The 25,161-nt window shown below is 60.3% G+C and carries 17 protein-coding genes; 10 read left to right on the top strand and 7 right to left on the bottom strand.

Going from position 1 to position 25,161, the window contains the following annotated elements; translation table 11 throughout:
* The first annotated feature begins 188 nt into the window (after nucleotides 1–188).
* On the top strand, nucleotides 189–3,224 hold the full coding sequence (locus tag BV106_RS29140; RefSeq protein ID WP_038170721.1) for a c-type cytochrome: 3,036 nt from the start codon (nucleotides 189–191) through the stop codon (nucleotides 3,222–3,224).
* 98 nt (nucleotides 3,225–3,322) lie between these two features.
* On the opposite strand, the gene BV106_RS29135 is transcribed toward BV106_RS29140, so the two are convergent.
* On the bottom strand, nucleotides 3,323–4,165 hold the full coding sequence (locus BV106_RS29135) for a S1-like domain-containing RNA-binding protein (RefSeq protein WP_038170762.1): 843 nt from the start codon (nucleotides 4,163–4,165) through the stop codon (nucleotides 3,323–3,325).
* 121 nt (nucleotides 4,166–4,286) lie between these two features.
* On the opposite strand from BV106_RS29135, the gene BV106_RS29130 reads away from it, so the two are divergent.
* The 3 genes from BV106_RS29130 (at nucleotide 4,287) to BV106_RS29120 (ending at nucleotide 6,846) form a co-directional block, all read left to right on the top strand.
* A complete protein-coding gene (locus BV106_RS29130; RefSeq protein ID WP_038170760.1) occupies nucleotides 4,287–5,294 on the top strand; it encodes a methyltransferase in 1,008 nt (335 codons plus the stop codon).
* Between the two features lie 122 nt (nucleotides 5,295–5,416).
* The gene (locus tag BV106_RS29125; RefSeq protein ID WP_038170719.1) at nucleotides 5,417–6,538 is read left to right on the top strand and encodes a Gfo/Idh/MocA family oxidoreductase; all 1,122 of its coding nucleotides are present in this window, start codon (nucleotides 5,417–5,419) and stop codon (nucleotides 6,536–6,538) included.
* An 86-nt stretch (nucleotides 6,539–6,624) separates the two neighbouring features.
* On the top strand, nucleotides 6,625–6,846 hold the full coding sequence (locus tag BV106_RS29120) for a hypothetical protein (protein WP_038170717.1): 222 nt from the start codon (nucleotides 6,625–6,627) through the stop codon (nucleotides 6,844–6,846).
* Between the two features lie 59 nt (nucleotides 6,847–6,905).
* On the opposite strand, the gene BV106_RS29115 is transcribed toward BV106_RS29120, so the two are convergent.
* The gene (locus BV106_RS29115) at nucleotides 6,906–7,823 is read right to left on the bottom strand and encodes an RluA family pseudouridine synthase (RefSeq protein WP_038170715.1); all 918 of its coding nucleotides are present in this window, start codon (nucleotides 7,821–7,823) and stop codon (nucleotides 6,906–6,908) included.
* Nucleotides 7,824–8,093: 270 nt separating this feature from the next.
* Between BV106_RS29115 and BV106_RS29110 the strand changes: the two genes are divergently transcribed.
* The 5 genes from BV106_RS29110 to BV106_RS29090 all read left to right on the top strand — a co-directional run bounded on the left by BV106_RS29110 (nucleotide 8,094) and on the right by BV106_RS29090 (nucleotide 15,042).
* On the top strand, nucleotides 8,094–10,418 hold the full coding sequence (locus BV106_RS29110; protein ID WP_038170714.1) for a serine/threonine-protein kinase: 2,325 nt from the start codon (nucleotides 8,094–8,096) through the stop codon (nucleotides 10,416–10,418).
* Nucleotides 10,419–10,697: 279 nt separating this feature from the next.
* Nucleotides 10,698–12,326: an AAA family ATPase gene (locus tag BV106_RS29105; RefSeq protein WP_038170713.1), complete on the top strand. Its 1,629-nt coding sequence runs from the start codon at nucleotides 10,698–10,700 to the stop codon at nucleotides 12,324–12,326.
* Nucleotides 12,327–12,381: 55 nt separating this feature from the next.
* Nucleotides 12,382–13,641 (top strand): hypothetical protein, encoded by a 1,260-nt coding sequence (locus tag BV106_RS29100; RefSeq protein ID WP_265596190.1) that lies wholly within the window; start codon nucleotides 12,382–12,384, stop codon nucleotides 13,639–13,641.
* Between the two features lie 96 nt (nucleotides 13,642–13,737).
* The gene (gene recR, locus BV106_RS29095) at nucleotides 13,738–14,346 is read left to right on the top strand and encodes a recombination mediator RecR (protein WP_038170711.1); all 609 of its coding nucleotides are present in this window, start codon (nucleotides 13,738–13,740) and stop codon (nucleotides 14,344–14,346) included.
* A 99-nt stretch (nucleotides 14,347–14,445) separates the two neighbouring features.
* A complete protein-coding gene (locus BV106_RS29090; protein ID WP_063768017.1) occupies nucleotides 14,446–15,042 on the top strand; it encodes a TIGR00645 family protein in 597 nt (198 codons plus the stop codon).
* Nucleotides 15,043–15,423: 381 nt separating this feature from the next.
* Here the strand turns inward: BV106_RS29090 and BV106_RS29085 are convergent, their stop codons facing one another.
* Nucleotides 15,424–16,209 carry an AraC family transcriptional regulator gene (locus BV106_RS29085; RefSeq protein WP_265596189.1) on the bottom strand — a complete coding sequence of 262 codons (786 nt, stop codon included), beginning with the start codon at nucleotides 16,207–16,209 and terminating at the stop codon, nucleotides 15,424–15,426.
* A 218-nt stretch (nucleotides 16,210–16,427) separates the two neighbouring features.
* Between BV106_RS29085 and BV106_RS29080 the strand changes: the two genes are divergently transcribed.
* Entirely contained in the window at nucleotides 16,428–19,358 is a 2,931-nt protein-coding gene (locus BV106_RS29080; protein WP_038170703.1) for a PVC-type heme-binding CxxCH protein, read from the top strand.
* A 443-nt stretch (nucleotides 19,359–19,801) separates the two neighbouring features.
* On the opposite strand, the gene BV106_RS29075 is transcribed toward BV106_RS29080, so the two are convergent.
* The 4 genes from BV106_RS29075 to moeB all read right to left on the bottom strand — a co-directional run bounded on the left by BV106_RS29075 (nucleotide 19,802) and on the right by moeB (nucleotide 24,684).
* Complete coding sequence (locus tag BV106_RS29075) at nucleotides 19,802–20,389, bottom strand: DNA-3-methyladenine glycosylase I (protein ID WP_038170701.1); 588 nt, start codon at nucleotides 20,387–20,389, stop codon at nucleotides 19,802–19,804.
* Between the two features lie 174 nt (nucleotides 20,390–20,563).
* Nucleotides 20,564–22,444, bottom strand: coding sequence for a glucosamine-6-phosphate deaminase (gene nagB, locus BV106_RS29070; RefSeq protein ID WP_038170699.1), 1,881 nt, complete (start codon nucleotides 22,442–22,444; stop codon nucleotides 20,564–20,566).
* A gap of 112 nt (nucleotides 22,445–22,556) precedes the next feature.
* Nucleotides 22,557–23,222: a bifunctional 4-hydroxy-2-oxoglutarate aldolase/2-dehydro-3-deoxy-phosphogluconate aldolase gene (eda, locus tag BV106_RS29065; RefSeq protein ID WP_038170696.1), complete on the bottom strand. Its 666-nt coding sequence runs from the start codon at nucleotides 23,220–23,222 to the stop codon at nucleotides 22,557–22,559.
* Nucleotides 23,223–23,508: 286 nt separating this feature from the next.
* A complete protein-coding gene (moeB, locus tag BV106_RS29060) occupies nucleotides 23,509–24,684 on the bottom strand; it encodes a molybdopterin-synthase adenylyltransferase MoeB (protein ID WP_038170694.1) in 1,176 nt (391 codons plus the stop codon).
* Between the last annotated feature and the right edge of the window lie 477 nt (nucleotides 24,685–25,161).

The following is a 25,161-nucleotide window of genomic DNA, read 5'->3' as shown; positions in this document are numbered from 1 at the left end:
GGGTCAAAGGCGCGGAATGGGGGGCCAGGAAGGTACAACGAATCGGGAAAAATGCCCCGAAAATGTGCCAAAGGGCGATGCGCAGGTCTGGAGGCAGGGTCGGGTGGGGGTCTGCTCCACGCGAACGCGTGACGGTCCGTGCAAATTGAGCGTTTAAATTTGCCCCGAGTTTCCCGTATTGTCCCACCATGTCCTGTCGTCGATTCCTCTTTGCATCCCTGGTGTGCTCCCTGGCCGCCAGTCCATTATCTGCCGAGCCCCAGTGGATCTGGGCGTCCACCAAAGCTGTGGACAAGGAGAAACCCTCCTTCCGGAAGTCCTTTGAAGTGGCCGGTGGCGTCAAGTCCGCCGTGCTGAAGCTGACTTGTGACAATGGGGCCACGGCCTTCCTCAACGGCAAGCAAGTGCTGGCGAACCCCGACTGGCAGGAGCCGAGCCAGGCCGATGTGAAGGCTTCTCTCAAACCGGGCGCCAATGAGTTGGTGATCAAGGCCTCCAACGAAGGCGGGATCGCGGGACTGGTGGCTATTCTGACGGTCGAAGGCGCGGACGGGAAGAAGATGGTGGTCGAGACGGGCACCGGATGGGAAGCCGCTGCGGAAAACACAACGGACTGGAAACCGGCGGTCACGATCGCCAAGTATGGGGCGGGTCCCTGGGGAGACGTGTTTGGCAAAGGGGGCGGCAAGGCGGGCAACAATGCGCCTGGGGCGGCTACCGATCCGAAGGACATCGCCGCCCTGCCTGGGTTCAAGGTAAATCTCCTCTACACCGTGCCCAAGGCGGAGCAGGGCTCCTGGGTGAGCATGACGACGGATCCGCAGGGGCGACTGTTGGTTGGGGACCAGTACGGTGGGATCTATCGCGTGACGCTGCCTCCGGTGGAGTCCAACGCCCAGGCGAAAGTGGAGCCTCTGGACCTGAAGATCGGCGGTTCCCACGGGCTGCTCTACGCTTTTGACAGCCTGTATGTGATGGTGAACGAAAAGGGCGCGCCGCAGAACCAGGGCAAGGAGAGCGGTCTCTACCGGCTCAAAGACCTGGGCAAAGGCACGTTTGGTGAACCACAACTGCTTCGTGCCATCAAAGGCGGCGGTGAGCATGGGCCGCACGCCTTGCGCCTCAGTCCGGATGGCCGGTCCATCTACCTGAACGGCGGCAACCACACCAAGGAGCCGGAGAACATGGAGCGCTCCCTGGTGCCCAAGCGCTGGGGTGAAGATCACGTGCTGCCCCGTATGTGGGACGCAAACGGTCATGCTCGTGGCATTCTGGCACCGGGCGGCTACATCGCGAGGACAGATGCAGAGGGCAAGGTCATGGAGATGTTCTGCATCGGCTTCCGCAACCAGTATGGCCTGGCCTTCAATGACGCGGGTGAACTGTTCACCTATGACTCGGACATGGAGTGGGATCTGGGCATGCCCTGGTATCGCCCCACTCGCATCAACCACTGCGTGAGCGGTGCGGACTACGGTTGGCGCAGTGGATCGGGTGTGTGGCCAGACTTCTATGCCGACAGCCTGCCCGCGACGGTGAACATTGGCCCCGGCAGCCCGACGGGCGTGGTGGCGGGCACCGGCGCGAACTTTCCGGCGAAGTACCAACATGCCGTCTTTGCCGCGGACTGGACCTACGGCACCATGTACGCCATCCACAGCACGCCGAAGGGTGGTACGTATGAAAGCGTAAAGGAGGAGTTCATCAGCGGAAGACCGCTGCCGCTCACCGATGTGCTAGTCCATCCGCAGGACGGGGCCATGTACTTTGCAGTGGGAGGTCGCCGCACCCAAAGCGCGCTCTATCGCGTGACCTATGTGGGCAAGGAATCCACCGAGCGTGCCAAGCCCCTGGCGGCCACGCAAGAGATGCAGCTGCGTCGTCAGCTTGAGAAATTCCATGTGGACGGCAACCATCCCGATGCGATCGGCCAGGCCTGGCCGCACCTGTCGCATCCGGACCGCTTCGTGCGCTACGCCGCCCGCGTGGCGATCGAGAAGCAGCCGGTGGACCTCTGGGACAAGAAAGCCATCACGGAGCCCAATGTGCAGGGGCGCATCGAGGCGCTCATCGCCTTGAGCCGCGTCGGCAACAAGAACCATCAAGCCTCGGTCCTGGAATCGCTGGGGACGATTGACTTCAACACCCTGGATCAGGAGCACCAGTTGCAGTTGTTGCGGGCCTGGGAGCTCGCCCTGGTGCGCTTTGGCAAACCGGCTCCGGATGTCTGCCTGAAACTGTCGGAAAAGTTTGAAGTGTTGTTTCCTCAGAAGAACAATGCTCTGAACCTGGAACTGTGCCAGATCCTGATCGCCCTGGACTCCAAGCAGGTGGTGGCGAAGACGCTGGGACTCATGGCCACGGCCAAGGACGACAGCAGTCAGCTGGCCTCTGAGGAGCTCCTGGCGCGCAACAGCGGCTATGCCCGTGCTGCCGGGGATGTGCACACCAGCCAGCCCAATCGCCAGCAAATCGCCTACATGTTTGCCCTGCGCAATGCCCGCCTGGGCTGGACGCCGGAACTGCGGGAGACCTACTTCTCCTGGTTCCCTCGCGCCCGTCAATGGAAGGGTGGCAACAGCTTCAAAGGGTTCATTGAAAACACGCGCCAGGAGGCCTTGGTGAACTTTGTGCCGGATGCAGACCGCGCCGCACTGGACCAGCTCTCCAGCAAGTCCGACGCCCAAGTGGTGGCGAACTATGTGGCTCCGAAGGGCCCTGGCAAGGCCTACACCATCGAGGACGTGCTGAAGCTGGCTCAAGGTGGCCTGAAGGGGCGCAACTACGAGAACGGCAAGGCCATGTTCAACTCCACGATGTGTCTCACCTGTCACCGATTCAACGGTGACGGCGGCAGCATCGGGCCGGACGTGACGGGCTCAGGCAACCGCTACACGCTGCGAGATCTGCTGGAGAACATCATCGATCCCAGCAAGGTCATCTCCGACCAGTACGACAGCCATCAGATCACCCGTACGGACGGCAGTCTGATCATCGGCCGCGTGGTGGGTGAGGAAAACGGCGTGACAATGGTGATGATGAACCCGTTCGCCCCCACGCAGCTGACGAAGATCAAGAACGAGGAGATCAAGGAGAAGAAGGCCTATGCGGTGAGCATGATGCCTCCGGGGTTGATTAATACCTTGAACTCCGATGAAGTCCTGGATCTGGTGGCTTACATCCTCTCCGCGGGAAATCCGCAGGATGCGCGGTTTGCGAAGTGAGGCGGTAAAGGTTGGAAGTTAGAAGTTATGAGGAGCTGCCGGTGTCGAAAGATGCCGGCAGCTCTTTTTTGATGAGGTGAGCGGGCGTTGCCCTGGCCTCACTCTTCTTCCACCAACTGCACACCGCCGCGCTCGAAGCGGATGCGGCGTTCGCGGAGGAGGGCCCCAATGGCCTGCTTGAAGGACTTCTTGGAGACGCCAAAGGCATAGCGGATCGCCTCGGGCGGGCTGGAGTCGTCGAGGTCAAGATGGCCACCGCTCTCTTTGAGCTTGTCCAGGATCTTCTGGGTGAGCGGGGAGATGCGCTGGTAGCCGGTGTCATCCAGACGGAGGTCGATCTTTCCATCGGGGCGCACCGTTTTCACGAAACCCTTCATGCGCTGGCCCGACTGAAGCGCAGCGTTGAGATCAGAGTGGTAGAGAAGTCCCCAGTGGGCGTTTTCCACAATGGCATTAAAACCCAGCGGAGTCTCATCCGTAATGAGCAGGTCCACTGCCTCGCCATCCTGATAGAGGGGCTTGGTTCTATTGATGTGCCGATTGAGCTTCATGGTAGCCACCAGCCGGTCGCTGCGCTCGTCCAGCATGAGGTGAACGATGATGCGATCTCCCGGTGCTACATGGCCATTCTGCTCGCTCATCGGCAGAAGAAGGTCCTTGCTCAGCCCCAGATCGAGGAAGGCTCCGATGCGATGATTGAATCCCAGCACCTTGAGGCAGGCGAATTCACCCACCACGGCATGCGGCGTCTCGGTGGTGGCCACGAGGCGGTCTTCGGAGTCCGAGTAGATAAAAACTTCGACGTCACTCCCGGGGATGGCCGACGGCGGAGCATATCGGCGGGGCAACAGGATCTCCCCGTAGGCGCCTCCATCAAGATAGAGACCCTGGGATGCCTGCCGTACCACGCGCAGGAAGTTGAATTTTCCGATTTCGGCCATGGTGACCAAGCTACCGCGAACGTCCTCGATGTGCAGCGAATATTTGGCCATCCGTCATTCGCCATAGCGCATGATCAAGACTTCGCTTGCCAAAAATCGGGTCGCCAAGTTTGGTTGTAGCATGGAAAATCCGACCCCTGACAGAATCCTTCAAACTGGCCTGGCCTTCTGGCCTTCGAAAGTGTTGCTCAGTGCTGTGGAGATGGAAGTCTTCACTGAGTTGGCAAAACATCCTGGCGACCTGGCCACGGTGCAGGGGAGGCTGGGGCTGCACCCGCGAGGTGGGCGGGATTTCCTGGATACGCTGGTGGCGCTGGGCTTCCTGGTGCGTGAGGGCGCGGTGTACCGCAATACGCTGGAGACCGATCTGTTTCTGGACAAGAACAAGCCTTCCTACATTGGCGGCATTCTGGAGATGGCCAACAGCCGCTTGTTCAAGTTCTGGGGCAGCCTGACCGAGGCGCTTCGCACCGGGCTGCGGCAAAATGAAGGCAAGCACGGCGAGGACATGTTTGCCACCCTGTATGCCGATCCTGCGCGCTTGAAGGAGTTCCTTCGGGCCATGTCAGGCGTGAGCCGCGGGGCGAATCTCGCGATTGCGAGGCAGTTCCCCTGGGCGCAGTACAACTCGTTTGTGGATGCCGGTACGGCCCAGGGCGATCTGGCGGTGCAGGTGGCGCTAGCTCAGCCGCATCTGCGGGGCATTGGCTTTGACCTTCCCGAGGTGGCCCCTATTTTTGAAGAGTATGCGACGCAAACGGGGGTGGCGGATAGGCTTTCGTTCCAAGGGGGAAGCTTCTTCACTGACGATCTGCCGAAGGTGGATGTGGTGATGATGGGGCACATCCTGCATGACTGGGATCTGGAGCAAAAGAAGCTGCTCCTGCGTCGTGCGTACGATGCCCTGCCAGAGGGTGGGGCGGTGATCATTTATGACTCCATCATCGATGACGACCGGTCGCAGAATGCCTTCGGTCTGATGATGAGCTTGAACATGCTCGTCGAGACCGACGGGGGCTTTGACTACAGTGGGGCAGACTGCAGGGGCTGGATGGAAGAGGTGGGCTTCAAAGACATCCGCGTGGAGCATCTGGTGGGCCCGGACTCCATGGTGGTGGGAATCAAGTAAAGGCCGATTTCCCGGGTTGGCTGCCTACGGTGGCCGACCCGATGCATGACCGAACGGGCATAAAAAATGTCCGTGCAAAAACCAGCGGGAGCACGTTCCATGGAGGCAGTCCAACTTCCTCCATGAGCAAGAAATTCAACATCGCAGTCGTCGGTCTTGGCTTTGGCGCCGAGTTCATTCCCCTCTGGCAAAAACATCCGCACACCACCTGCGGTGCCATCTGCCAGCGCAATCCGGAAAAGCTCAAGGAGGTGGGGGACCACTTCGGGGTGGAGAAGCGCTACACGGACTATGCCGAACTTCTGAAGGATCCAGAAGTGGATGCGGTGCACATCAACTCACCCATCCCGGATCACGCCTGGATGTCGATCGCAGCACTGAAGGCGGGCAAGCATGTGGCCTGTACGGTGCCGATGGCTACGAGCGTGGAGGACTGCCTGGAGATCATTCGCCTCACTCAGGAGACGGGGCTGACCTACATGATGATGGAGACGGTGGTCTATGCCCGCGAGTACCTGTTCATGAAGGAGCTCCGTGACAAGGGAGATCTGGGCAAGCTGCAGTTCATCCAGGCAAGTCACCAGCAGGACATGGACGGCTGGCCGAACTACTGGCCGGGTCTGCCACCCATGCACTACGCCACGCACTGCGTGGGGCCAGTACTGGGCCTGGCGAATGGCGATGCCGAGTACGTGAGCTGCTTTGGCTCCGGCACCATCCGTGAGGAACTCATCGGTCACTACAACTCGCCTTTCGCCGTGGAGACGGCACACGTGAAGGTGAGCAACTCAGACCTGAGTGTGCGCATCATTCGCAGCCTCTTCGACACCGCCCGCCAGTACCGCGAGAGCATCGACGTGTATGGCAGCAAGCAATCAGTGGAATGGCCGCTCATCGAACACGAGCCGCTGGTGCTGCACACGGCGAAGAAGCCCGAGCCGGAGATCCCGTCCCTGATCAAGAGCCCCGACTACGCCAGCCGACTGCCGGAGAGCATTGCCAAGTACACCACGAAAGGCGTGTACGATGACGACAATGCCCACCTGAGCTTCACGCAAGGCGCAGGACACGGCGGCAGCCATCCGCATCTGGCCCATGAGTTTGCCATGGCGCTGGTGGAAGGTCGTCAGCCCTTCCCGAATGCGAAGCAGAGCGCCAACTGGACCTGCACCGGCATCCTGGCCCATCAAAGCGCGCTGGACGGCGGAGCCATCAAGCACCTGCCCAAGGAGACGCTTTCCTAAGTTGTTGACGGTCTGAACCGCGCGCCCGGGGCACTGATGAATTTCCTGTACGGAAACCTCAGTGCCCTGTTATTTTGTGGTCAGCCATGCAGTACGTGGAATTCAAGTCGGCCATTCAAAAACACCTGAGAGGCCGTCGCCAAGGAGCGACCTGGGTGGAGCTGAGAGAAACGCTGGCGTTGCCTTACGACCGGCCGTGCCCCGAGTGGACGAAACGGCTGGAGCAGGAGATCGGCTTGGTGCGACGCAAAGGAGCGGGGCGTGCGTTGGTGTGGGGGCTTGATCGAGCTGCTGAGAAGAACCAATGATCGAACACTGACGAATCCCTGATCAATAGTCAGTGTTTCATCAGTGTAGATCAGTGGTTTCAGCCTTTGACGCTCTTTGTCATCCACGGGGCGAAGGCCTCTGGCACCGGCGCCTCGAACTTGAGTTCCTGCTTGCTGATGGGGTGTTGGAACTCCAGCTTCCATGCGTGCAGCATGAGGCGGGGCATCTTGATGAGCTGACGCTGGATTTGGGCGTAGATGGTGTCTCCCAGAATCGGGCAACCGAGAGCTTCCTTCATGTGCACCCGGATCTGATGGGTGCGGCCAGTCAGCAGTCGGCAGCGGATGAGGGCGCAGCCTTGATGGACAGCGACGCGGTCCCACTCGGTCACGGCTTCCTTGCCAGCCTCCCCGGTGACGATGGCCATGCGCTTGCGGTCCACGGGGTGACGGCCGATGCGGTTTTCGATGCGTCCTGAGGAAGCGGAAGGGGAGCCGTTCACGGCGGCGAGGTAGATCTTGGTCAGATCCCGCTGGCTGAAGGCCTCTGTGAGCCGCGTATGGGCTAGATCGTGCTTGGCAGCGACCATGCAACCGCTGGTTTCCTTGTCCAGACGATGGACAATGCCCGGGCGCAACTCGCCCCCGATGCCGCTGAGGTTCTTGCAGTGGAAGAGCAAGGCATTCACCAAGGTGCCGTCTGGATTGCCGGCGGCAGGGTGCACCACCAGCCCCTCGGGCTTGTTGATGACGATGATGTGCTCGTCCTCGAAGAGGACTGTCAGGGGGATGTCCTGTGGGACGACTTCTGTCGGCACCGGATCCGGCACCTCCATGGTGATGCGGTCCCCGAGCTTGAGGGGGGTGTTGGGCTTGGCGGCCTTCCCATTCAGAAGGATGTGGCCGTCCTTGATCAGACCTTGAAGGCGCGTGCGAGACATGTCGGGCAACTCGCCCTGTAAAAAGTGATCCAGCCGCTGCTTGGCAGGGGCTGATTCATTGACCGTGAAATCCATCGGTCAGTATGAAATTTCGATTTCTTTTCGCAAGCAGCGAAACCAACTCGACTTCTGATCGTTTAATTTTCATAAATAAATACGACATGGCCTGCGCCCTGCTTTACATGGTAATTGCGTGAGTGGAACGGCCGTTCTCTGACTCCTTAGTGACAAAGTTGCCCTCAACTTTCAGCTTTGAGAACCTCGGTTTTCGAGCTACCCTCCGCGTCCTGTGACCCCCCCCAAGACATCTTCCAATATTACAGCACCTGTCCGGCCTGCGAAGGCGTGATTGACGTCTCGACCCTCGAGCCCTATTCCAAGGTGGCCTGCCCGCACTGCGGCGAGTTTGTCCGAGTCCGCCGCAAGTTCGACCACTTTTCCATCATCAAGCAGATCGGTGAAGGCGGCATGAGCCGCGTGTTTGACGCCGAAGACTCCACATTGGGCCGTCACGTGGCCCTGAAGATCCTCAACCGCCACTACAGCAAGGACAGTGTGCGGATGGCCAGTTTCGAGCGGGAGGCCCAGCTGACCGCGGCGGTGACGCACCCGAACGTGGTGAAGCTCTACTCCGTGGGCAAGGACCAAGGGAACTTCTACATCGCCATGGAGCTGGTGGCGGGTGGCAGCCTGGAGCACCGGATCACTGAAAATGAGCGCCTTACAGAGGCGGAAGCCCTCCGAGTGGGCAGGGCGGTGGCCGAGGGGCTGCGCGCTGCGTATCGCGAAGGTCTGATCCACCGTGACGTGAAGCCGGCGAACATCCTCTTCACCGAGGAGAACACGCCCAAGATCGTGGATTTCGGTCTCGCGCTCTTCCACGCGCGGGATGTGGACGACTCCGGCGAAATCTGGGCCACCCCTTTCTACGTGGCACCTGAGAAGGTGCGGGATGACCGCGAAGACTTCCGCAGCGACATCTACAGCCTGGGCGCGACCCTTTACCACGCCCTCACTGGTAAACCGCCGCACAAGGCGAACACCAACTCCATCCAGGAGTTGAAGGTAATCAAGAGCCGTGCGGTGCGCCTGGAGGACAGCGGCTTCAAGTTTTCCCCTCGTACCTGTGAGCTGATCAATAAGACTCTGGCCCTGCGGCCGGAGGACCGCTACGCCAGCTATGATGAACTGGTGGAAGCCTTCCGCGATGCGGAGAGCCTGCTGGGCTACTCAACCATCCGGGAGCGCTCCCTGAGGCAGCGCATTATTCTGGGAGGCGCGAGCGCCCTGGTGGCGATCGCCATCATCGCCGTACTGGCCAAACCCGCCCCGGAGACGAAGGTCAAGTCCATCCGCACGAACGAGCGGGAGCTCACCACGCTGGGGGGCACGTCTGAGGCCTCCACGGAGACCGTGGCGGACATCTTCCTCCGTGCTCGAGGCACGCTGCTGGAGGGCAAATTCGCTGAAGCTCGCAAGCTCTTTGACGGCCTGATCTCTTCTGGTCGGGCGAAGCAGCCCACGCTGAACTGGGCCCGGTTCAACGCTGCCCTTTGCGCCATGGTGGAAGGAAAGCGCCAGGATGCGGAGAAGTACTTTGAATCCATCCGTCAGGATGCCGGTGCTGGTAGCGAACTGAGCGGGGTGGAGTTCAAGGAATTCTTCGCCAAGATCGGCGGTCGCATGGGGCAGGATCTCGGTCTGGGCATGGCCCGCCGGGAGGTGAGCTATGAGGAAACCTCGGAGGAGGTGCTCGGCTATCTGGCCCACGGTCTGGCTCAGTGGCACTTCGGCAAGCCGCGTGCTGCCGTGGAGTGGCTGGAGACTTTCAACGCCTGTGCCCCTGGCCGGGGATTGGAGTGGATCAGCTCCTATAAGAAGCTGATCGCGCCTTATATTGCGGATGTGCAGCTGGCCAAGAGCGCTGGTGAGTCGAGGAAAGAACCCTTTGCCACGGTCGACGAGGCGCGCGAGGAGGTCGCCGAGAGTCGCAAGGTGCTGGAGCAGCTCAAAACCAACGGAGCGCTGCGGAACCTGTTCACCCACCGCATCCGGTTTGCCCAGGAGGAAATAACGCGCCTGCGCCGCCAGATCGAGGAAACGGAGCGCAAGCGGCTGGACTCCCTGCGTCAGCGGGAGGTGGCCCAGCTTGCTGAGCTGAGCAACAGTCTGCCAGCGTTGGTGCGCGGCTACGACTACAGCCACGCGGTGGAGTTGCTTCAGGGCATGAAGTTTGAGACCCCTGAGGTGCAGAACGTGATCGCGAACAAGATCTACCTCTGGACGAAGGCCAAGGAGTTCATGGATGTGCTCAAGGCTGACGTGGCCAGCCGTGGCTACAGCGGCACTCTCTACCGTCGCTCCGGTTTGCCGTTGCAGGGCCGTTTGACCCGCCTGGAGTTCGATAACGCCACCATCGCGCTGGATCGCGGTCAATTCACGATCCCCACGGACTCGCTCACCCCGGAGGCCCTGGTCGCCGTCGCCCAGTCCATGGTGGAGAATGTCAGCGACTCCACGGAGTACTATAACCGGCTGGAGATGATCGTGGTTTTTGCCAAGATGCAGGGTCTGGACCAGGTGGCAAACACCGTGGCCAACCAGCTCATGGAAGAGAACCGCGCTTTCCGCCAGCGCTGGGCGAGGGTGGAGCAGAGTGGGGGTAACTAGTGTTTGGTGGAAGCCTGAGGGGCTCTCCCCTTTGACGGCGCTAAGGTCAGCGGCGGTTGTGGGCTCCGGTGGACTGAACGGCTGAGAACGGTCGGATGACGTTGGATGCTCCCACGCTGGACTTCTTGGTGACCAGTTGAGGCCGTATGAGTTGTGGTGCTCAAAGGGCGGTTTCGCCGCCAGAAGCCTTGATGTTGGAGGAAAGTTTCGAAATTGAATTTTGAAAGTTTCAGGCACAGGCGGCTTGTCAGGGGCTCGGTTGCGGGCGTATTCTGCTGCATGAGCGACAAGAAGCCCGATCCGCCCAACTCCCCTGAGGAGATTGGGAAAAAACTGGAGGAGTTCATCCGGAACCAGTTTGGCGGGAACGTGCTTTTCACCAGCTTTCGCGACGGCCAGGGCAAGGATGACGGGCCGGGCGCGCAACTGGAACCCCCGATCATGGAAACGACTCCCCAGGAGGACGACGAGAGCTGGCTGGACTTCCGTTACCGCCCCGCCGACATCAAGGCGTATCTCGACCGGTTTGTGATCCGCCAGGATGACGCCAAGAAGGTGCTGGCGACCGCCGTCTGCGACCACTACAACCATGCCCGGATGCTGCGGGAGATGCGCAAGCGCGACCCGAAGGCGGCTGACGAGGTGGAGTTTGCGAAGCAGAACGTCATCATCGTAGGGCCGACCGGGGTGGGGAAGACCTATCTGGTCAAGCACATCGCGGACCTCATCGGCGTGCCGTTTGTGAAGGCGGACGCCACGAAGTTTAGTGAGACGGGCTACGTAGGGGCCGATGTGGATGACTTGGTGCGCGATCTCGTGACCAAGGCCAATGGCAACATCGATTTGGCGGAGCACGGCATCATTTATCTGGATGAGGTGGACAAGCTGGCCACGGCGGGAGACCGCCCGGGTCGGGATGTGAATGGCCGCGGCGTCCAGACCACCCTGCTGAAGCTGATGGAGGAGACCGAGGTCTCTCTGCATGCGCCCAATGACATGCGCAGCCAGATCCAGATGATGTTCGAGATGCGGAAGGGGGATGGGCCCCGCCGCCAGGTGGTGAACACCCGCAACATCCTCTTCGTGGTGAGCGGGGCCTTCAGCGGTCTGGAGAAGATTATTGAGCGTCGCGTGAGTAAGGGCAGCATCGGTTTCGGTGCCGCAGTGCGGGAGGATGTGATCTCTGGCACACCCCTGCGCCTGGCTCGCACGCAGGATTTCATCGACTACGGCTTCGAGGCGGAGTTCATCGGGCGTCTGCCCGTGCGGGTGGTGTGTGACTCGCTGACTGCGGACGACCTCTTCGACATCATGAAGAGCAGCGAGGGCAGCCTGATCCGCCAGTTCGAGCGCGAGTTTCAGGCCTACGGCATCCATGCCACCTTTGATGACAGCGCCCTGCGGGTGAAGGCTCGTCAGGCGGCGGAAGAGAAGACAGGCGCCCGCGGTCTGATGACCGTGTGGGAAAAGTCCCTGCGCGACTTCAAATTCGAGCTGCCCTCACTGGGGCTGAAAGAATTGGTGGTGGATGAGACGCTGCTGCGCGATCCGGATGCCGCCCTGGCCCACTGCCGGGACAAAGCACAGAACGTGCAGGTGAGTGCCGCCGCCCGTGAGGTGGAGGATTTTGCCCAGAGCTTCAGCCACGACTACGGTCTGGAGATCCGGTTTGAGTGGGATGCTGCGAAGGTGTTGGTGGAACGCAGTGCCCGGGAAGGAATCGCGGTGGCGGAGCTCTGCCGGAAGATGTTCAAGGACTACCCCTTCGGATTGCAGCTCATCGCGAGCAATAATGCTGAAAAATCATTTGTGCTTCCATTGCGGGCGGTGCAGGAGCCTGACAAATACTTGAGCGATCTGGTGGTGGCATCTTACCGCCGGGCGCATGGCAACGATCAAAGCAAATAGATAGAGCAAAACTATGGGACGCAGTTGGGCGGCTAGTTTGATTTTGGGAGCAGTAGTGAGTGCCGCCCTCGTGGGCGTTTTCCACCTGACTGGCTTTTTTAGCGACAAGATGTCGCAGCTGGAGGAGTTCTACCGGAGCATTTTCATTCTTCCGGTGGAAGGGCCATTGAAGTTCATGGTGCCGTTGCAGTATGGCTTCATCACGCTGATGGCCTACATTTCCTCTTGGGTGTGCATTGAGCTGCCACGTCGTTCCAGCAAGGTTGCCTTCATCATCGCCTCAGCATTCCTGACGCTGCTGCTTTCTCCCATCCTGGCATTCTGCGGCATCCTGTTTGAGCCCCTCTCCGCTGTGCTGGCCGTGGTCGCTACAGGGCTGGGCGGCATCATCTTTGGCCACGTGGATCCGGGCTGGCAGCGGCACAAACTGTTCCGCTACTTCGTCGGACGTGTCTCCACGGAGAACTTCGAGCGCCTGATCAATGCCAAGGACGACTCCATGCTCACTGGCAAGCGTGAGCTGACCGTGTTGACCTGCCGCATTCTCAACTACCCAGATCTGGCCAACCAGATGGAGCCCAAGGACTTGGAGCAGCTCGGCTCGCTCTTCCTACAGGTGACTGGGGAGTTCATGGTGGCCAAGGGGGCCTATCTGGACACCTGCACCGCAGACGGCGTGCGCGTCTTCTTCGGCATGATGGACAAGAATGGCGGCACCCACGCCATGGACGCCTGCAAAGCGGCGCTGGAACTGAAACAGCGCCTGGTGAACCTGGATCAGGAGATCCAGAACCGCTGGCACCGGAAGCCCGCCTTCGGCGTGGCACTTGCCACGGGTCAGATGAGCGTGGGCCGCTTTGGCTTCCGCGAATTCGAATTTTACAGCGCCGTGGGTGAGCCGCTCGACTTCAGCCGCCGTCTCTGCGCCGTGAACCTGGTGTATGGCAGCCACCTGCTCATCTCTGCCCGCACCTTCCACCTGACGAAGGAGAAAGTGGAGACCCGGCCGATGGAGATGGTTTACGCGCCTAAGCTGCACCAGATCTCTGAGGTGTATGAACTCCTGGCGGAGAAAGGGAAGCTCAGCGAGGAAGAGTCCAAGGCCCGCGATGCCTTCTGGCAGGGTGTGGTGAGCTTGCGCAAGGGCAACTACAAGGAAGCGGTGCAGCAGCTCATGCAGGCTCGCATCGACACCCGCGAAGACCCTCCGTTGAAGTATTTCCTGGAGCGCGCCGAGGCAGGCATGAAGGATGAGAGCAGCGCGGACATGAAGGGCGTCTCCCGCCATGTGCGTCTGCTCACGGTGAATCCGTAAGCCGCCAGTCAGTTGTGAACTTCTAGAATTTCTCCCGCCGGGTTGCCCTGCACCCGGCGGTCTGCTTTTTCAGATCCCTCTCTGATCGCCATTCTTATGCCCTCGCTGGACTATCCCGCACCCATCCGGGAGCTCATCCTCCAGATGAAATCTTTGCCCGGTATTGGCCAGCGGAGCGCCGAGCGGCTGGTGCTGTGGATGATGGGGCGGGGCACCGCCCGCACGGCAGAGTTGGCGCGCTCTCTGATGCAGCTGGAGCATCGGGTGGGCATCTGCCCGGAGTGTGGATTCTTCATTGAACGAGACGCGGCCTGCGGCTTGTGTCAGAGCGACAAACGGCAGAAGACCGTGCTCTGCGTGGTAGAGCAGGCGGCGGATGTCCTGCGTCTGGAGCGCAGCGGGGCCTTTTCAGGCCTCTACCATGTGCTGGGAGGGAGACTCTCCCCGCTGGACAACATCACGCCTTCTGACCTGCGCATTCGGGAACTGGCGGAGCGTGTTCCTGCCTTGGGAGTGGAGGAGGTGATCCTGGCCCTGAGCGCGGATGTGGAAGGGGAGGCTACCTCCAACTATCTCGCCGACTCCTTGCGCCCTCTAGGGGTGAAGGTGACCCGGCTGGCCCAGGGCATGCCTGCGGGCGGGGGACTGGATCATGTGGATGAGATGACGCTCCATCATGCCCTGAGCGGGCGTCGAGCGATGTAGGCTGCCAGATAGGCGAGCTTCCTGGGACGCAGGGCAGGTTGTCACGTTGCTGGCTGCGCGGTTGACGAGCCCACGACTCTTGCTCTACATCTCCCCCGCATGACCCCCCAATACGGCAACGGATTCCGCACCACCCTCAGCAGCCTGATTTTCCTGAGTCGCTGGCTGCAGGCTCCGCTTTATCTCGGCTTGATCCTCGCCCAAGGAGTGTACGTCTGGGTGTTCCTCAAGGAGCTCTGGCATCTGGTAGGGCATGCTCACAGCATCAAGGAACAGGAGATCATGCTCATCGTGTTGGGGTTGATCGATGTGGTGATGATCGCGAACTTGCTCATCATGGTCATCATCGGGGGGTATGAGACCTTTGTCTCGCGACTGGATCTGGACGGGCACCCCGACCAGCCAGAGTGGCTCTCGCACGTGAATGCGGGGGTGCTGAAAGTGAAGCTGGCCACCGCCCTGATCGGCATTTCATCCATCCACCTGCTCAAGAGTTTCATCGATGCCAACAGCAAGACGTTGCACGAGCTTTTCTGGCAGACCGGCATCCATTTTACCTTCCTGATCTCGGCCCTCGTTCTCGCGTGGATTGACAAGCTGACGAGTCATCCTGCTGCGCATGGGAATGGGGTGGAGAAGGGTAAGGGCAATGGAAATGGCGGGCAGGTGCATGGTGCCGACAAGGCTGGGGCATAGGGCGAGAGGGAGACAGAAGACGAAAGACCGGCGCTGGTGCGGATGGGGCCAGCGCGGGTGACCAAGTTTCGCGGGAGAGAGGGGCCCAAGCGGCCCGACCGCCATAACTCCTTCGGAGTAAGAACTTCCAACACCTACTCCCAACGTAGACTCGCCCGAGGCTCGTCAACGTTGGGCTTGTAGCCGCATCCTCTTCGAGGAAGAGCTTCGACTGAGCGCATGGGCAGCGAGGCCGCTTGGAATATGTGACGGCTGACGGTGCTCCTCAGCCGCCTGCTCTCACAACGACCCTGCTTACCAGAGCGGTTTTCTACCAACCCCTGCGTCCCATCTTGTCAATCCTTCCGGAATCTTGTTAATCCTGTCTCGCCAAGGCCCCCGCTAGCCAGCCCGCAAACGGAACTGCCGCTGATATCGCATGGGCGTGAGGCCCACGTGTTTTTGAAACTGCTGGGTGAAGGAGCTCTGGTCGCAGAAGCCCATTTCCATGGCCACCTCGCTGATCTGGCGGTCCTCATGTTGGAGTGCCTCGCACGCGGCCTGGATGCGCAGCTTCATGATGAAGGCTTGCGGGCTGCTGCCGAAAGTTTCCACGAACTTGCGATGCAGCTGGCGCGGGGAGAGGTGGACGAGCTCGGCCAGTTCGCTGATGGTCACGCCCGTGCGGAAGTGCTGGCGGATGTAGTTCACCGCCTTGTCGAGCTGCAGATAAGGCTGCATCACCTGCTTGCGCCCTTCATAGCTCTGCACAGAGCCCATGATGCCGATGGGCTGGCCGTCCCGATTGAAGATAGGAAGCTTGTTGGTCACAAACCAGTCCGGGATGCCCTGCTGGGTGAAGAACAGCTCCATGATATTGAGCTTGGGCTGGCCGGTGGAGAGCACCACTTCATCATCCTTGCGGAAGTTCTCTGCCAGCCGCGTGGGAAAGATGTCGAAATCATTGCGACCGATGATCTGCTTTTCCTCGGTAAAACCAAAGCGCTCATAGAACCGACGGCTCGCGGCGATGAACCGGAAATCGCTGTCTTTGGCGAAAAAAGATACTTCCGGCATGTGGTCAAACAGCCGGTGGAAGGCGGAGTCTGGCGAGATCTGCCGCATGAACTGATCCCGGGTGGCGAGCAGTTCTTCCTGAGTTTGCGGTGTTGGATGGTGTAAGCCCACGTGTCTGATTTAGCACACTTGCAGGGGGAGTAAAAGCCTCATCTACAGACCGTTTGGTCCAAAAACAATTCCTTGAAAACGGACGATCGGGTCCGATTTAACCCTTTTTGGTATGAGGCGTCTGCGCGAGGTGCTGTCTGATTCCCCATAAAACATGTCAGCACAAAGGAATCGCAGAATGGCGTTGTTTGTGGCGAAATCATCGTGCCCACGAAACCATGAAACGCTTCCTCGCTTCCTTGTTCAGCCTTGCCTGCGCCGCTCCGATTCTGGCGGCGAGCGGACCCTTGCGCGTGCTCTACTACGATGCCAGCGGCACCGAGCAGTCACAGTTGGGCCCGCTTCATCCTGCTATGGCCGAGTTGGGCCGGGACGCCATCTACTTCGACTATGTGGCTGGCAAGGACCTGACGCCCGAGCTGGCGGCTCATTACCAGATCGCCGTCGTCTCTGGGGCAGGTGCTGACGTCACCGCCTTGCCGGCGAAAGGCCCCATCGCTCTCAGCGGGGCGGAAACGCCTGCGCAGATTCGTGAGAAGGTGGTTGCTGCCGCCCGTGAACTCGGCCTGGAGAAAGACTGGCAGGCCTTCCTGGCCCAGCGTGAGCCTGAGATTCGGGAGAAGAACGCCAATGTGGCCAACTACGAGAAGCGTCCCGAGCCCCTGACCTTCCAGCGGCCCTTCAACGTGAAAGGAAGCATGGAGCGCACCCAGGTTGCCGCTGACCTGAAGCTGCAGCTCTTTGCCGCCGAGCCGGACATCCGCAAGCCGATCGCCATGGCTTGGGATGACCGTGGCCGCTGTTGGGTCGCAGAGACGAGCGACTATCCGCACGGGGTGAATCCGGAAGGTCGGGGAAATGACACGATCCGAATCTGCGAGGACACGGACGGCGACGGTCGGGCGGACAAGTTCACTGTCTTCGCCGACAAGCTGAACATCCCTACGGCGATCGTGTTTGCCAACGGCGGCATCATCGTCTCCCAGCCGCCGCGCTTCCTGTTCCTGAAGGACACCAACGGGGATGACAAGGCGGACGTGCGTGAGGAGATCCTCACCGGCTGGGGCATCGGTGACACCCACGCCCAGGCGAGCAACCTGCACTATGGCTACGACAACTGGCTGTACGGTGCCGTGGGGTATTCGGCATTCAAGGGCACCGTGGCAGGCAAGGAGATTGAGTTCACCCAGGGCACCTACCGCTTTAAGCCGGACGGATCAGCTCTGGAATTCCTGCACCAGTTCACCAACAACACTTGGGGCCACAGCTACAATGCAGCGGGCGACCAGTTTGGCGGCACGGCCAACGGTGCGCCACTCTTCTACGGAGGCATTCCTAGAACCGTGGTGCCGGACGGCCTGCGCACCATGACGGCCAAGAAGATCAACCTCGTGGAGAAGGCCCACACCATCACGCCGAACTTCCGCCAGGTGGACGTGTTTGGCGGGTACACCTCCGCGGCGGGTTCGAGTTTCCTCTATTCCAAGAGCCTGCCCTCCCGATTCCAGGGCTGCGCCATGGTGTGCGAGCCGACGCTGAAAATCATCTCCTTGATGAAAGTGGTGCCAGAAGGCGCTGGCTTTGCGGCGAAGGATGCCTACAACCTCATGGCCAGCACGGACGAGTGGATGTCGCCCGTCTTTGCTGAGGTGGGGCCGGATGGCGCGGTCTGGTTTGCCGACTGGCAGAACTTCATCATCCAGCACAATCCCACGCCCAGCGAGGAGCGCGGCGGCTACAAGGCCAGCACCGGTCCTGGTGGGGCTCATGTGAATGACCTGCGCGATCATGAGCGCGGCCGCATTTACCGCATCGTGGCGGCTGACGCTCCGGCCCGGAAGCCGGCGCAATATCGCGGGGCCAGCATGGCAGATCTCGTCACTCTCCTGGATGACGATGTCCAGTACACCCGCCTGCACGCCCAGCAGCGCCTTGTGGAGGGCAAGATGATCGATGCCGTGCCTGCCCTGAAGCAGAAGGTGCTGGGCAACGATGGGGCCGTAGGAGCCATCCACGCTCTCTGGGCTCTTCAGGGTCTTGGTCAGTTGGATGAGGCTACGCATCGCGCCGCTCTGCTGGCAAAAGCACCTGAACTGCGCCGCAACGCCATTCGTGCGCTCGGAACCGATGTGAAGAGCCAGACTCTCTACTTTGGGGCTGGCGTAGTGAGTGATCCAGACCTGACCACCCGGCTGGCAGCATTGGTGAAGTTGGGCGAGTTCCCCACCTCACCGGAGATCAAGACCCTGGTGGTGAGCCTGGCTTCAGATACTGCGGTGAAGAACGACGAATGGCTGCGCGAGATGAACCGGGCCCTGGAGAAGAAGCACGGCGTGCAGGCCTACAAGCTGGGCCCGAATCTGTTGCCGAATCCTGGGTTCGAGGTACTGGCCGCCAACGGTCTGCCCGAGGGCTGGACCCGCCGTGACTACGGCTCTGACCGTTCTCCAGGCAATCAAGGGGCGGAGTGGAAGGTGGTGACCGGTGAGGGCAACCCCCACTCCGGCAGCAACGGCGTCCGTTGCATCACCCGTTCCAATGCCGATACGAGTCTGTTTACGGACGTGGCAGTGAAGCCGAATACGGAATACCGCCTCGCCGGATGGATCAAAACGCATGCCTTCAAGGGCAAAGCCAGTCTGAACGCCCATGGCACCCCGGTGGAGACCGACAAGGTACTGCGGAACTTCAACTGGAGTGAGGTGGAGGTGGTGTTCAATTCCAAGGAGCTCACGCGCCTGAGCATCAACATCCTGCATGTGGCCAAGGGCGACGCGATCTTTGATGACGTAAGCCTGTGTGAGGTGCTGCCTAGTGGAAATGCGGGGGATGCCCCGCTGGCGGGAGACGTGAAGCGGGGAGAAAAAATCTTCTGGACCCACCCCGTGGCGGCTTGCGTGAACTGTCACATGCTCGGCGGCAAGGGTAGTGCGGTGGGCCCGGCCCTGGATGGCATTGCCAGCCACAAGGACGAGGCCTACATCCAACAAAGTCTCCTCGAACCCAATGCGAAACTGGCCGAGAGCTATACAGCCACACCGATCTCTCCGATGCCCCCCATGGGGTTGATCCTGAAACCTCAGGAGCTGGCGGATGTGCTGGCCTTCATGTTGAGCTTGAAGGAAGGCGTGGCGGCTGCGCAGAAGTAGGAGAAGAGGCAGAAGACGGAAGACCTGAGCTCCCGCGTATGCGGGAGTGCGTCAGGTTGAAAGTCCGATGCGCCCAGTCGCGGATTCAAGGTGGTGACGCCAAAGGAGCCAAGGAGCGGCGGTTTGTGCTTGCACAACCGCCGACGGTCGCCGGAGGAAGTGTGGTTCCAAGGAAAAATGCAGCGGCAAGACCACATAAGGTGGTGGCTGTTTGGTGATCGAGCACTCCGTTTCCGCTCGGCGGTTGTGCAAGCACAAACCGCCGCTCCTTGGGGATGGCAGATCATTGATCGCGCGGCCAGGCCTATGGAAGCTTCAGCTGACCGCCAAAACTAATTTCTCAACCCTCATCTACCCAACGTAGACTCGCTGGAAGCTCGTCAACGTTGGGCTTGTGGCCCCATCCTCTTCGAGGAAGATCAGCCCCGCCGTTTGGCCCCGTTTCAAGCCTTGCGCTTTGCCGCCTTCCGCGCCTTGCCGAAGCTGGGGCAGCTGACCAGATGATCATTCACCATGCCCACGGCCTGCATAAAGGCGTAGCAGATGGTGGAGCCCACGAAGGTGAAGTCCTTCTTTTGCAACGCTTTGCTCAAGCGGTCGCTCACCTCGGTTTTGGCGGGCACTTGGGATGATGCCTCGAACTCATTCTGCACGGGTTTGCCTTCGACGTGATCCCAGAGAAATTCTGAAAACGCCTCCAGGCTGCCATCGAAGTGTTGCATCACAGCACGGGCGTTGCGTACGACGGCGGCGACTTTGAGCTTGTTGCGCACGATGCCGGCATCCAGCAAGGCGTGGTCGATCTGCTTCTGCGTCCACTTGCTCAGCTTCGCGGGATCAAAGTCCTCAAACACACGGCGGTATCCCTCGCGCTTGTGCAGCACGGTCCGCCAGCTCAGACCGGCCTGGGCTCCTTCCAAGTTGATCATCTCAAACAGGTGATGACCGTCCTTCGTGGGGACGCCCCACTCTTCATCATGATAGGCCACATAAAGTGGATCGTCGGGAGGGCACCAGGGGCAGCGGGACATGGGGGGGCGAATTATGAATGAGGAATGAGGAATGAGGAATGAGGAATGAGGAATGAGGAATGAGGAATGAGGAATGAGGAATGAGGAATGAGGGGCGCAAATCGGGGTAGCATAAAAAGGCCTCCTGACAACGGGTTGTCAGGAGGCCTGAAGAATTTCGCGACTGAAGGGAGGCTATGCCCGACGGCTGCGCTGGAAGCTCTCCATGGCTTCGTAGTTGGCGAGGCCAAGGGAGTCGTACTGCTCCGCGGTGGACTGGTTGCTGCGCACCACATCCTTCTCGATGGTGGTCAGCGATTGGTACCGGGTATGGGAGCGGGCTTTGCGCTCGAGCTGGTTGGGGCTCATGGGCATGGCCATGTCGATTTCCCACGGTTCGAGAGCCTTTTCCTTGCCGCGGTAGAGCCAGATGGAGCAGGCGGCGGCCCAGTCTTCGCTCTGGAGTTCCGCCAGAGCAGCCTCGATACCACGGTAGCACAAAGCGGCCACGCTGGAGGGATCTGCGGCATCCCCCGTGGCATAGATCTGGTGGGGCTTGAACTCGCGCAACAGGTTCACGATTTGCGCGGTGTCATCGTGCGTGGGCTTGAACCGGCGATAGCGGCCAGACTCGTAGAAGGGCAGATTCAGGAACTGCACTTTTTCCGGCGGCAGGCCCAGGGCGTGGGCGGCATCACGCAGCTCACCACGCAAGATCAGACTCTTTAGCTGGCGGACGGCGGGCGGGTCTTCGCCAAAGGGGCCCTTCTCCTCCAGGAGTCGCAAGATGTGCCGGGCATACTCCGTCTGCTCGCTCCATCCATCGGAGGAGGCGATGGCGAGTTCCTGTAGAATGCTGGCGAACTTGTCCGCCTCGCTGTCGGGCACGCGCAGGTTGCCACTGGTCATGCTCACCAGGCAGACATCGTGGCCCTGCTCGATGAGTCGGTCGATGGTGCCACCGATGCTGACAATGGCATCCTGCGGTTCCGGGCTGAAAATGAGGGCGCGCTTCGGGTAAGGCTTGGCGCGTTCCGGGCGGAAAGTGTCGTCCGCATTGGGCTTGCCACCGGGCCAACCCGAGATGGTGTGCTGGAGCTGATTGAAGATGCGGATGTTGAGCTGGTAGGCAGGGCCCTGCTCGCTGAGGAGGTCAGAGAGACCGTGCTCATTGTAGTCCTCATCGGTGAGTTTCAGCACGGGGCGCTTGTACGTGCTGGAGAGCCAGCAGACAGCGCGGCGGGTCTCGCTGGGGGACCACTTCACCGGACCCACCAGCCAAGGCAGCTTGATACGTGTCAGCTCGCGTGAGGCGGCCTGATCAATGAAGAAGCGGGCTGTCTCGTGATCCTGCAGGAAGGAGGCGGAGACGGCATCCGTCACCGGACCCTCCACAGCGCGGGCGACCACGCCGGCCTTGTTCTCACCCCAGGCCATCAGGACGATCTGCTTGGCCCGCAGAATGGTGCCCACCCCCATGGTGATGGCAAAGCGGGGCACGTTCTCCTCCCCGCGGAAGTCCGCTGCTGCGTCCTGGCGGGTGATGCGGTCCAGCGTGATGCGGCGGGTCAGTGATTCGCGGGAGGACCCTGGTTCGTTGAAACCGATGTGACCGGTACGGCCAATGCCCAGGATCTGGAAGTCCACGCCGCCGGCGGCATCGATCATTTCCTCGTACTGACGGCAGTGCTCGAACACCTGGTCCCCGGGCACCGTGCCGCTGGGGAGGTGGATGTTCTCCTTCGGGATGTCGATGTGATCAAAGAGCTGATCACACATGAAGCGGTAGTAGCTCTCCGGGTGGTCGGAGCCCAGGCCGTAGTATTCGTCCAGGTTGAAGGTGATGACGTTCTTGAAGCTGAGGCCTTCCTCACGATGCAGGCGGATGAGTTCGCGGTAGAAGGGCACCGGGGTGGACCCCGTGGCGAGACCCAGAATGGCGGGCTTGCCCTCCTTGTTGCGGGCTTCGATCAGTTCGCGCACTTCCTTGGCCAGTGCGGCGGCTGCGGCCGATGAGGATTCAAAGATGCTGGTGGGGACTTTTTCGTAGGCTTCAGCAGCGGAGCGTCGGTTCATGGTAGTGTGGTGAGGAAAGCAGACTGCAATGGAGGATATGTCTCGGGGCAGGGGAGTGTTACGGAATGAAGAGAACTCTCATCGCAGCAGAGGGATCAGCGCAGCCTGGAGATCATTCGTCAGTGCCCTCCTGAGGCTTCGAGCGACGGATGAGATCAATGGTGCTGCGGGTGACGATGCAGGCGTCCGTGACGATGTCGTAGCGCTCGTTGGCGAGCCACTCCTTCCGCACCATCCAGGTGCCGCCTACGGCAATCACCGGCTTGAAGCCGAGGTATTCACCCATCGTCTCCCGGGTGACACCACCGGTGGGGAGGAAGCGCATCTGTGGAAACGGTCCATGCAGGGCCTTGATGACCGTGATGCCACCATAGGCGCTGCTGGGGAAGAACTTCACACAATCCAGCCCCAGCTTCGCCGCCAGCATGACCTCCGTGGGGGTACAGGCTCCGGGAATGATGGGCACGTTCTTGGACTGGCAATGGCGGATGAGTGCTTCATCCATGCCGGGAGAGACGATGTACTTCGCTCCGGCAGCGATCGCTTCATCTGCCTGCTCAATGTTCAAGACCGTACCCGCTCCCAGAAGGAAGGATTCTTTGATGCTGGCCATACGGCGCAGCACTTCCAGAGCCACAGGGGTGCGTAAGGTGACCTCGGCACAGGGCAGACCGCCATCGATCAGTGCCTCCGCGAGGGGGACGGAATGTGAAACGTCTGAAAGGACGATCGTGGGGACAACGGCGAGCTTCTCAATTTGGGCGAGAACTTCGTGCATGATTCAATCAGATGGTAGATTGCGCCGCACTTGCTTCAACTCGAAGAAAGTTTGGAGTAGATAAAGGTTACAAAATCATCAGATGGAGCGCACGAGCTTTTACCAGGCACGGTATCGAATGACCGCAATGAACCGGGTGTGACGCGAAGTTTGGACCTTGGCGGTGGGAAAAGCAGGGGGCAACGAAGCCACTTCGCTTTCGGGCGCGGCCACGATCCTCCCTACAGCCTGTGGCTGCATCGGCAAGAGGGGGCCCTTTGTCGGGCGCCTTTCCTTCTAGAGGGCTTTAGTAGGTCGGCACGGAGGGATCAATCTCGTCACTCCAGGCCAGGATGCCACCTGTCACGTTCCAGAGGTCTTTGTACCCCTCCAGTTGGAGCAGCCCCAGAGCCTTGGCGCTACGCATGCCGCTGCGACAGTGGATCACCACCTTCTGATCCTGCGGTACTTCTCCCAGACGGTCGGCCAGTTGTCCCAGAGGGATCAGGGTGGAGCCGGGGATGCTGGCGATCTCGAACTCATAGGGCTCACGCACATCCAGAAGGAAGAAGTTTTCCCCGTTGGCCTGCATGGCCTGGAGATCCTTTACAGTGATGGCGGGCACGTCGGGGGTGGAGGAGGAGCTCATGGTGGGGTGGTTCTGGGAAGGCAGGCCGCAAAAGCCTTGGTAGTCGATCGGTTCAGTGATGGTCGGATGGTCGCCGCAGACCGGGCATTCGGGATCCCGCCTGAGGTTGAAGGTGCGGAACTTCATGCTCAGGGTCTCCACATGCAACAGCCGGCCCACGAGAGGCTGGCCGATGCCGGTGATCAGCTTGATCGCCTCGGTCGCCTGCATGGTGCCGATCAGACCTGGCAACACGCCGAGGACGCCGCCTTCGGCGCAACTGGGGACCAGCCCGGGAGCGGGGGGCTGTGGGGCCATGCAACGATAGCAGGGGCCGCCCAGGTGTGGGGCAAAGACACTGCACTGCCCCTCGAACCGCAGGATGGAGCCGTACACGTTCGGTTTCTTCAGAAAGACGGCCACGTCATTGCTGAGGTATCGGGTGGGGAAGTTGTCCGTGCCGTCGATGATCACGTCGTAGTCGGCCGCTATCGCCATCGCGTTCTCGCTGGTGAAGACGGTCCGGTGAAGGTCGATCTGCACGTGGGGGTTGATCTGGTGCAGCCGGTCCCGGGCGGACTCCAGCTTCGGCCGTCCGACATCTGCCGTCCCGTGCAGAATCTGCCGCTGGAGGTTGGACACATCGACCACATCGGCGTCTACGAGGCCAATCCGACCGACGCCAGCCGCCGCCAGATACATGGCAATGGGGGAGCCCAGCCCGCCTGCGCCAATGCAGAGCACCCCACCAGCCTTGAGCTGGCGCTGAGCATCAATGCCGAACTCCGGGATACTCAGATGCCGCGCGTAGCGACGCAATTCATCGGGGGACAGGGTGGGGAGGGGGGCTGGCATGAAGAATCAAGAAGGAAGGGCGGACTTCGGCACTTCGGACGGCTGAGGTTCGGGCTACCCAAGGTACGTCCAGACCGGGGATTGCAACCAGGGAAAATGTCCCAGGGAAGCCAGCATGCACCGCTGTGAGGCGGGATAGAGAGAAGCCTGTCTCCGAAGGGGGTCTCCGGTGGCTGAATGGGGGACCTCGGTTACATCTCACTTTCCCATAAATACCCGCAAATATTGTGAGAAACTGAAGGCTGGAAAGTCCGGGGGTTGTTTCCTCCTAAAAAATTATACCTACAGCCCGAGAGATAGCTCCGGGTTGAAAATATTGATAAACTAGAAATGCGTGTCTGTATCTCCCAAATAGTTAGTGCATAGGATAGATGAAATAGGGGATATGCTGGCAATTGCAAATATTAGTAAAAATTACACATGTTGAACGACTGAGAGCTTCGGTTGGTGCGATATAGTGGTAAACTGTATCAAAAA

The sequence above is a fragment of the Verrucomicrobium sp. BvORR106 genome (assembly GCF_000739655.1).
Classification (GTDB): domain Bacteria; phylum Verrucomicrobiota; class Verrucomicrobiia; order Verrucomicrobiales; family Verrucomicrobiaceae; genus Verrucomicrobium.
The sequence above is the reverse complement of the archived record's forward strand: the minus strand, read 5'-3'. Positions and strand labels throughout refer to the sequence as shown.

Excerpts from the sequence above, each read along its gene's own strand:
- BV106_RS29140 (WP_038170721.1), top strand. The coding sequence starts at position 189 with ATGTCCTGTCGTCGATTCCTCTTTGCATCCCTGGTGTGCTCCCTGGCC.
- eda (WP_038170696.1), bottom strand. The coding sequence starts at position 23,222 with ATGCACGAAGTTCTCGCCCAAATTGAGAAGCTCGCCGTTGTCCCCACG.
- moeB (WP_038170694.1), bottom strand. The coding sequence starts at position 24,684 with ATGCCAGCCCCCCTCCCCACCCTGTCCCCCGATGAATTGCGTCGCTAC.
- nagB (WP_038170699.1), bottom strand. The coding sequence starts at position 22,444 with ATGAACCGACGCTCCGCTGCTGAAGCCTACGAAAAAGTCCCCACCAGC.
- BV106_RS29105 (WP_038170713.1), top strand. The coding sequence starts at position 10,698 with ATGAGCGACAAGAAGCCCGATCCGCCCAACTCCCCTGAGGAGATTGGG.
- BV106_RS29080 (WP_038170703.1), top strand. The coding sequence starts at position 16,428 with ATGAAACGCTTCCTCGCTTCCTTGTTCAGCCTTGCCTGCGCCGCTCCG.
- BV106_RS29120 (WP_038170717.1), top strand. The coding sequence starts at position 6,625 with ATGCAGTACGTGGAATTCAAGTCGGCCATTCAAAAACACCTGAGAGGC.
- BV106_RS29115 (WP_038170715.1), bottom strand. The coding sequence starts at position 7,823 with ATGGATTTCACGGTCAATGAATCAGCCCCTGCCAAGCAGCGGCTGGAT.
- BV106_RS29135 (WP_038170762.1), bottom strand. The coding sequence starts at position 4,165 with ATGGCCGAAATCGGAAAATTCAACTTCCTGCGCGTGGTACGGCAGGCA.
- BV106_RS29125 (WP_038170719.1), top strand. The coding sequence starts at position 5,417 with ATGAGCAAGAAATTCAACATCGCAGTCGTCGGTCTTGGCTTTGGCGCC.
- BV106_RS29130 (WP_038170760.1), top strand. The coding sequence starts at position 4,287 with ATGGAAAATCCGACCCCTGACAGAATCCTTCAAACTGGCCTGGCCTTC.
- BV106_RS29090 (WP_063768017.1), top strand. The coding sequence starts at position 14,446 with ATGACCCCCCAATACGGCAACGGATTCCGCACCACCCTCAGCAGCCTG.
- recR (WP_038170711.1), top strand. The coding sequence starts at position 13,738 with ATGCCCTCGCTGGACTATCCCGCACCCATCCGGGAGCTCATCCTCCAG.
- BV106_RS29075 (WP_038170701.1), bottom strand. The coding sequence starts at position 20,389 with ATGTCCCGCTGCCCCTGGTGCCCTCCCGACGATCCACTTTATGTGGCC.